This is a genomic window from Mesorhizobium helmanticense, from assembly GCF_003034915.1.
GTDB classification, from domain to species: Bacteria; Pseudomonadota; Alphaproteobacteria; order Rhizobiales; family Rhizobiaceae; genus Mesorhizobium; species Mesorhizobium helmanticense.
The window spans coordinates 156,135-162,323 of record NZ_PZJX01000045.1; the positions used below are offsets into that span (position 1 = coordinate 156,135).

The 6,189-nt window shown below is 60.0% G+C and carries 9 protein-coding genes; 2 read left to right on the plus strand and 7 right to left on the minus strand.

The window, feature by feature from the left end; translation table 11 throughout:
* Window position 1 precedes the first annotated feature (1 nt).
* The 6 genes from C9427_RS24710 to C9427_RS24735 all read right to left on the minus strand — a co-directional run bounded on the left by C9427_RS24710 (window position 2) and on the right by C9427_RS24735 (window position 4,527).
* A complete protein-coding gene (locus C9427_RS24710; protein WP_107651681.1) occupies window positions 2-727 on the minus strand; it encodes a GntR family transcriptional regulator in 726 nt (241 codons plus the stop codon).
* A 203-nt stretch (window positions 728-930) separates the two neighbouring features.
* Complete coding sequence (locus C9427_RS24715; protein WP_107651682.1) at window positions 931-1,491, minus strand: hypothetical protein; 561 nt, start codon at window positions 1,489-1,491, stop codon at window positions 931-933.
* Window positions 1,492-1,936: 445 nt separating this feature from the next.
* Window positions 1,937-3,286 carry a PAS domain S-box protein gene (locus C9427_RS24720; protein WP_107651683.1) on the minus strand — a complete coding sequence of 450 codons (1,350 nt, stop codon included), beginning with the start codon at window positions 3,284-3,286 and terminating at the stop codon, window positions 1,937-1,939.
* Window positions 3,287-3,639: 353 nt separating this feature from the next.
* The gene (locus tag C9427_RS24725; RefSeq protein WP_107651705.1) at window positions 3,640-3,843 is read right to left on the minus strand and encodes a DUF2934 domain-containing protein; all 204 of its coding nucleotides are present in this window, start codon (window positions 3,841-3,843) and stop codon (window positions 3,640-3,642) included.
* 78 nt (window positions 3,844-3,921) lie between these two features.
* Entirely contained in the window at window positions 3,922-4,128 is a 207-nt protein-coding gene (locus tag C9427_RS24730) for a hypothetical protein (protein WP_107651684.1), read from the minus strand.
* Between the two features lie 99 nt (window positions 4,129-4,227).
* Window positions 4,228-4,527 carry a DUF1236 domain-containing protein gene (locus C9427_RS24735; protein ID WP_107651706.1) on the minus strand — a complete coding sequence of 100 codons (300 nt, stop codon included), beginning with the start codon at window positions 4,525-4,527 and terminating at the stop codon, window positions 4,228-4,230.
* A gap of 252 nt (window positions 4,528-4,779) precedes the next feature.
* Between C9427_RS24735 and C9427_RS24740 the strand changes: the two genes are divergently transcribed.
* A complete protein-coding gene (locus C9427_RS24740; protein WP_107651685.1) occupies window positions 4,780-5,100 on the plus strand; it encodes a DUF982 domain-containing protein in 321 nt (106 codons plus the stop codon).
* A 28-nt stretch (window positions 5,101-5,128) separates the two neighbouring features.
* Here the strand turns inward: C9427_RS24740 and C9427_RS24745 are convergent, their stop codons facing one another.
* Entirely contained in the window at window positions 5,129-5,458 is a 330-nt protein-coding gene (locus C9427_RS24745; protein WP_107651707.1) for a hypothetical protein, read from the minus strand.
* On the opposite strand from C9427_RS24745, the gene C9427_RS33860 reads away from it, so the two are divergent.
* The gene (locus C9427_RS33860; protein ID WP_146172585.1) at window positions 5,457-5,678 is read left to right on the plus strand and encodes a hypothetical protein; all 222 of its coding nucleotides are present in this window, start codon (window positions 5,457-5,459) and stop codon (window positions 5,676-5,678) included. The two genes, C9427_RS24745 and C9427_RS33860, sit on opposite strands and share 2 nt — an antisense overlap.
* Window positions 5,679-6,189 lie beyond the last annotated feature (511 nt).

The window sequence follows — 6,189 nt, forward strand, 5'->3', positions numbered from 1 at the left end:
CTCAGAACTCCAGATGAAGGGCGAAATGCGCCGGGTTGAGCAGGCTGGTGACGAACTCGATGGCGCGCCCGTCGGCGGCACGCGTCAGCCGTCGCGTGCGCAGGAACGCCGTCCCTGGCGCGCAGTCGAGAATCGCCGCGTCCCCGGCGCTCAGCATTTCGATGTCGACCCATTCCTCGCCGTGATCGGGAACAAGCCCCGCACCGCGCAGCGTTTGGTGCAGCGTGCCCTCGCGCAACCCGCGCAGGGGCACGTCCTCCAGCTCCGGCGACAGCGGCAGACGGCTGCGCTCGATCGAGATGGCATGGCCGTCATCGGCGTTGCTGCGCACCCGGTCGACGGCGATGAAGAACGGGCTGTCGACGCCGAGCTTCGTTGCCAGTTCGGCATCCTGCATGACTTCGAGTCTGAGTGTGCGCGTCTCGGCATTGGCGCCGGCGTTGGCAAGCGCCCGCGACCAGCCGACCGCGTCGTCGACGGGCATGCCATCGAAGGTGACGAACGAGCCAATGCCGACCTTGGTGGTGATCAGCCCGCGGCTCGACAGTTCCTCGAGACCCTTGCGGACGGTGTTGCGGCTGACGGAGAAGCGCTGGACGAGTTCGTTCTCGCTCTGCAGGCGGTCGCCGAAGCCGAGCACGCCGGAGCGGATCTCATGTTCGAGAACAGTCGCGATCTGTTCGGGCTTGCCTGTTCCGGGAGACGAGAAGGTCACGCGGCGCACCATAGGAGAATACCTGTTCAATGAACCTGTATAATCCTGTTCAATACCGCTCGGCAACAGCCCTTGTCAACGCGGCGGCTTTCCGCCGTATCATGATACGAAAAGCCCGCCACCTGCGTGACGGGCTTTCCAACGGACCGGAGGCTAGGAGAGTGTGGACGAAGCCTCGCGGCTGGTTCGACACTTCCCTTCCGGATGGCGTCTGATCAGCGGCGCGCGATCAGCAGGCACAGTTGGCGAAGGTCACGATCATAAGTGCCTCCGCTGCTGAGCACGTCCACACAGCGCTTCTTCATTCTCACCAGCTGGCCGCTCGACATGTCGGCAACCACCGATGGCAGGCTCGGATTGCTGGGATTGGACGGGTTGCTCGGATTGGACGGGTTGCTTGGATTGGTTCCACTACCGATGCCGATGCCAAGACCGGCATTGATGCCGCTTCCGACGCCGACACCGGCACCAGCGGTGATCCCGCTGCTGCCGCCGACAGACGCACCGAGACCGGCATTGACGCCGCTCGAACCACCAACCGATGCGCCGAGGCCCGCATTGACGCCACCCGAGCCGCCCACCGATGCACCGGCACCGGCTTTGATCCCGCCACCACCGCCGACAGACGCACCGACACCGGCATTGATGCCGCCGCTGCCGCCCACAGATGCACCGACACCAACGCCGATACCAGCAGCGTTCGCCGGCAGTGAAAGTATGAAGATGACTGCGCTACCCGCCAACACACCGGTGATTGTTTTGATCTTGAACGCCATAACACTCTCCATGTCGTAGTTGCCTAAAAGCAACCGCACGCATCGCCGGTTGCATTTCTTACTACGGTCGGGAAAGGTTTACAGTTTCTTCTGAAGAAAGATTCTTCAAATCAATAGTATACAACAATCAAATACAGTTCAGAGGATTATGTTAAAATTTTCTAGAAATACTGTAGAAAGCAACCATCCAGAAAGCGTCTTGAGAATATCCGAGGAAACAGCCTGTACCGAACAAGCTGCATACAACCTTGATATTCAGGCGTCATAAAGGGTCGCCTGCTCGCGCAGAATGCGATGGAAATGGGAAGCGATGATCAAGGTGTGGGTGGTGAAACGAGAAGCTGGACTACAGGAAAAGGATGGCCCATCCGATAGCCGGCGTAGATTGGATGCCGCCCCCGTCGATTGGCTCAAGTCGCGAGCCGGGATTCGTACCAGCCGGACTTCATCCTTCTTCGGCGACAATGTCGGAAAGAGACATTTCCACAGAGCGCAACGGCGCTTCGAGCGTCCAGATGATGCCCTGCTTGTCGAACTCCAGCCGTCCGTTGCCACTGAGTGCCTCGGGTGCGACCCGCTTGAGGACGACGGTTCCGAAACCGCGCCGCGCGATCGCATCCACGACCGGCCCGTCCAGCTCGCGCCAGATCAGGCGAAAAGTGCCGGCGCCGTCGGTGGCAAATGTCACATCCCACTCGATTTCGACATGTCCGCCGTGGCGGGACAGCGCTCCGTACTTGGCCGAATTGGTGGCCAGCTCGTGGAAGGCAATACCAAGGTATTGCACGGCGTTCGGCTGGAGTACGACCGCCGGTCCGGTCATCGACACGCGAGATTGCACTGCGAACGCCTTGAGTTGTGCCCGTACGAGCTCGCCGACCGTCGCGCCGCGCCAGTCGGCGTTGACGAGAAGATCATGGGATTCCGAAAGTGCCGTGATGCGTTCCCGGACCTGCGCCAGGAATGCCTCAGGAGTGCTCGTCAGCTTGCTGGTCTCGCGGATCATCGAGATGATGACCGAATACTGGTTTTTGACGCGATGGTTGACTTCGCGCATGAGGAGACGGATACGCCGCTCGCTCTCCTTGGAAGCGCTGATGTCGCGCGCGATCTTGGAGGCGCCGATGATCCGCCCTATGCCGTCGCGGATCGGCGAGACGGTGAGTGAGACTGGAATGAGCGTGCCATCCTTGCGCATGCGGACCGTTTCATACGATGGAACGCGCTCGCCGGCGCGGATGCGGGTGATGATCGAGACTTCCTCGTCGAGATGGCCTGGCGGGATGAGGATGGTTACCGGCCGGCCGATCGCCTCGGCCGGCATATAGCCGAACAGGTGTTCTGCCGCATCGTTCCAGCTGGTGATGATGCCATTGATATCCTTCGAAACAATGGCGTCCATCGATGACTCCACAATGGCGGCCAGTCGCGTGCGGGCTTCGTCGGCCATTGTCTGAGTACGCAGATCGAGCAGCGTGTTGATGGCACCCACCACCTCACCCGCTTCGTCGCGAAGCAAGACCGGATGTGCGCTGAATGGGATGAGTTGGCCATCCGCCCGCTCGGCGATCGCCTGGCCCCAGAGAACATCACGTTCTTCGAGCAAGGCAATGGCCATCGGGCATTCATCATGCGCCATTGCCCTTCCGTCAAGATGGCGAAGTTTCCACGAACCGCACCATTGATCCTGGCCGATGATGGGACGGTGCCCCCACAGATCTGCCGCGGCTTCATTGAAGAAAGTGATCCGGCCCTGTTTGTCGGTGGTGTAGACGGCGACAGGCAGCGCATGCATCAAATCGATGGAGGGCACCTCTGGAATGCCGGCCCTCGCTTGTTGGATGACGTTCACGTACTCCCCCGCCCCACTCGATTTCTAACGGATTATCACGACTGCTGAAATGCACGGAAGTGGTTTCAGTTCCCGGCAGGGATGGCCATCGATGTTGCTTCTGATGCCTTTGTCACAGGCGCACTGGAGGTTCCTGGCCCGGGCGGTTCAGTCTCACCAACCGTCAACGACAACCACTGCGGCAAGTAACCCGGGACGGACAACCCGGATTCCAGCAATTCAAGTTTCTGCCGCGGCACGGGCCGAACTCCGTCCGCGGCAGAGCCGTCATATGTTTTAAGCGTTCCGACTGAGTGCTAGGTTGACGCCTTTTTCGGCTTGCTGCCCTTGGTGGCAGCGGGCTTCTTAGGCACCGATTTCGCTTTCGGCTTGCTGTCCTCGCTGTCGATCTCTCCGGCGGCCTGGTCCCAGTGCTGCTGATGCGCGCCATCGGGCCGGCCGGCCTGTTCCCAGATCGCGTGTGCCCGCTTGCGAATGCGTTCCTGCCTCTCGTCCGTCACTGTCGTCTCCATCGGTTCCATTCAAATCCGTGAGCAACAGCTGTTTTAGCTGAAATTTCGATCGGCGTCTTGGGCAGCTCAGCCTTTGTCCGACAGAACCGCGACACCAAGCAACGCCGCCTTCTTCCTGATCAGCCCCGCCAGATCCGCGTCCGAGCGCTCCGTTCCGGTTCGCTCACGCACGACCTCAATCACCTCCTTCATCGACAAGAGGCCGGTTCCCCGTTCTACAAGCAATTTGTCGACGACCGCGACCACATTGGGCGAATCGACATGCGGCAACATGGAAGTAGCTCCTTCATCCCGAGACAAGACGAACACTCCTGCGGCCAGAGGCAGCCCGCCGCTCTCTCATTCGTCTTCTAGAGAGAACGGCGGATAAGGTCAGTCTATGACCTGCACAATTCTGCGGGTGCCGGGGTCGACCAGCACGGTATGATTGTCGACGACCACATATCTGTACTCCACGTCGGGGATCGACTGAAGCTCGACCGTGTCGGGCAAAGCGGAACCGACATTGAGTTCCACGCCCAGCAGATTGACCGATGCCAGCGGGTGCTTGTGCACATGTTCGCGAATGATGGTCTGCTGTTCGGGTGTGACAATCACCTGATCCGCAGCGGCCACGCCTATGCCGGCCAGCAGAACCAACCCTGCAGCGGCAGGGATAAGGTGGATTTTCATCATCTTCTCCTGTTGCTGTTGGCAGGCTCGCCATTCATGGCCTTGAGAGCATCACTGCCGAGAAGGGCGAGCCCTGTGAGCAAACGCCGGTGCATCTCTCTTGTTCCGTAAGTCGAGACTAATTGATCATCGGTCGCCGGCCGCCGCTATCAGCTTCGCAATTCGTCACAACCTGATCGATGGCATCCCTCGGGAACCGTAGCGGCCAGATCCGCATTGAAGGGCGCTGCGATCCTGTCTGGGAGGTCTTTTATGGATGACATGCTGTTCCACACCCCTGTGGCGATTGCCGTCGGTGCCGGCTTCAAGCGCGAAATCGCGTCACTCGCTGAAATGCAGAATTTTCTCAAGGAATGGTCTCCGGCGCGGCGCGGCCCGGTCTACGAAACAGCCGTCAGGGCTTGCAATGCGGCGCGCGCCGGGCACTTGACCGTCGATCAGGCGCGGCGGGCATTCATCAGCTTCGCCGAGGTGACCGGCATGATGTGGACCGGCGTCGATCCGGTCACGACGCTGCGTGAGGCCAAGAGCGCAAGGAGCATTCGCCCCACGACCACGCGACACCCGCATTGAGGCCGGCGATTTCAGGCGCGAACCGTGCCTACTGCTTGGGTGGCTGGGCCGGCACTTCGCCGGGCTTGATCACCGGGGTCTTACCTTCGTCCGGTGGTGGCGCGGCCAGACCTTGATCGCCCGTCGGTGGTGGCTGGAGCACGCCGTTGCAACGATCGAGCGTGTCGGACAGGCTGTTCTTGTTGCTGCCATCGTTGTTGACGGGCGGCTTCTGTTGGCCATTCTGCGGATCGGCCTGGCAACGTCCGGACTGGAACGGGGCTTGGTTGTCCGTCTGATCGGGGGTCTGGGCAGCAGCCGGTGTCGCCAGGGGCAAGGCGAATGCGCCCGCGACAAGCAATATGTGGAGAGGTTTCATGTCCAGCTCCTTTCTTTGCAAGCTGCCTTTCTTTGCGAACTCCTTGCCAAAGAAAATGGGCGGCGATTGGTTCCGGCGTGCGGCAACGAACCCCAGTCCGGCGTCCTTATCAGGGTGCGTTGCTCCTGTTCGGGCCGACACGATAGTTTCCAGCGATGATGAGGGATGGCATGCGCTTTCGGTGCTCTTCGCCGACGGCACGGCGCAAGAATTCAAGTAGCCCATTCAAAGAGAACTGGCCAATTCATGGCTGACAATGCCATTGGGAAATCGTTAATCAGCGATTGCTACTATACCGGTCATGACCAAGAATCTCGGCAATGCGCAGCGGAACATTCCTAGGGCAACCGTGAAAAACTCACTCCTTAGCCGATTGGCGCCGGTCTTGTTTCCCCTGGCGGTCGTTGCTCTTGGATATATGATCGGCCGGCAATTCTTCGGATTCTAATGCATGTCGCGCAAAAGTGTGCAGCGGTTTTGCGATGACGACATGCATAAAACAAGAAACTGAGGCGATTGAATCCGTTTCGATGCGAACTCGAAGCCGAATGCTTCTCAGTCCGGCAGATCGAAAGCCGGCTCCTCGCAACGATGGACCAGGCACTGTCCGTCACGTGTCTTGACGTAGGCGGCGGTTGGCACTTCCGGCCAATCGCACTCATTGCCGAATTGGCGGACATATCGATCGTAAGTGTTGCGGCCAGTGGTCAGTACGACCGCGTGATGGCTCT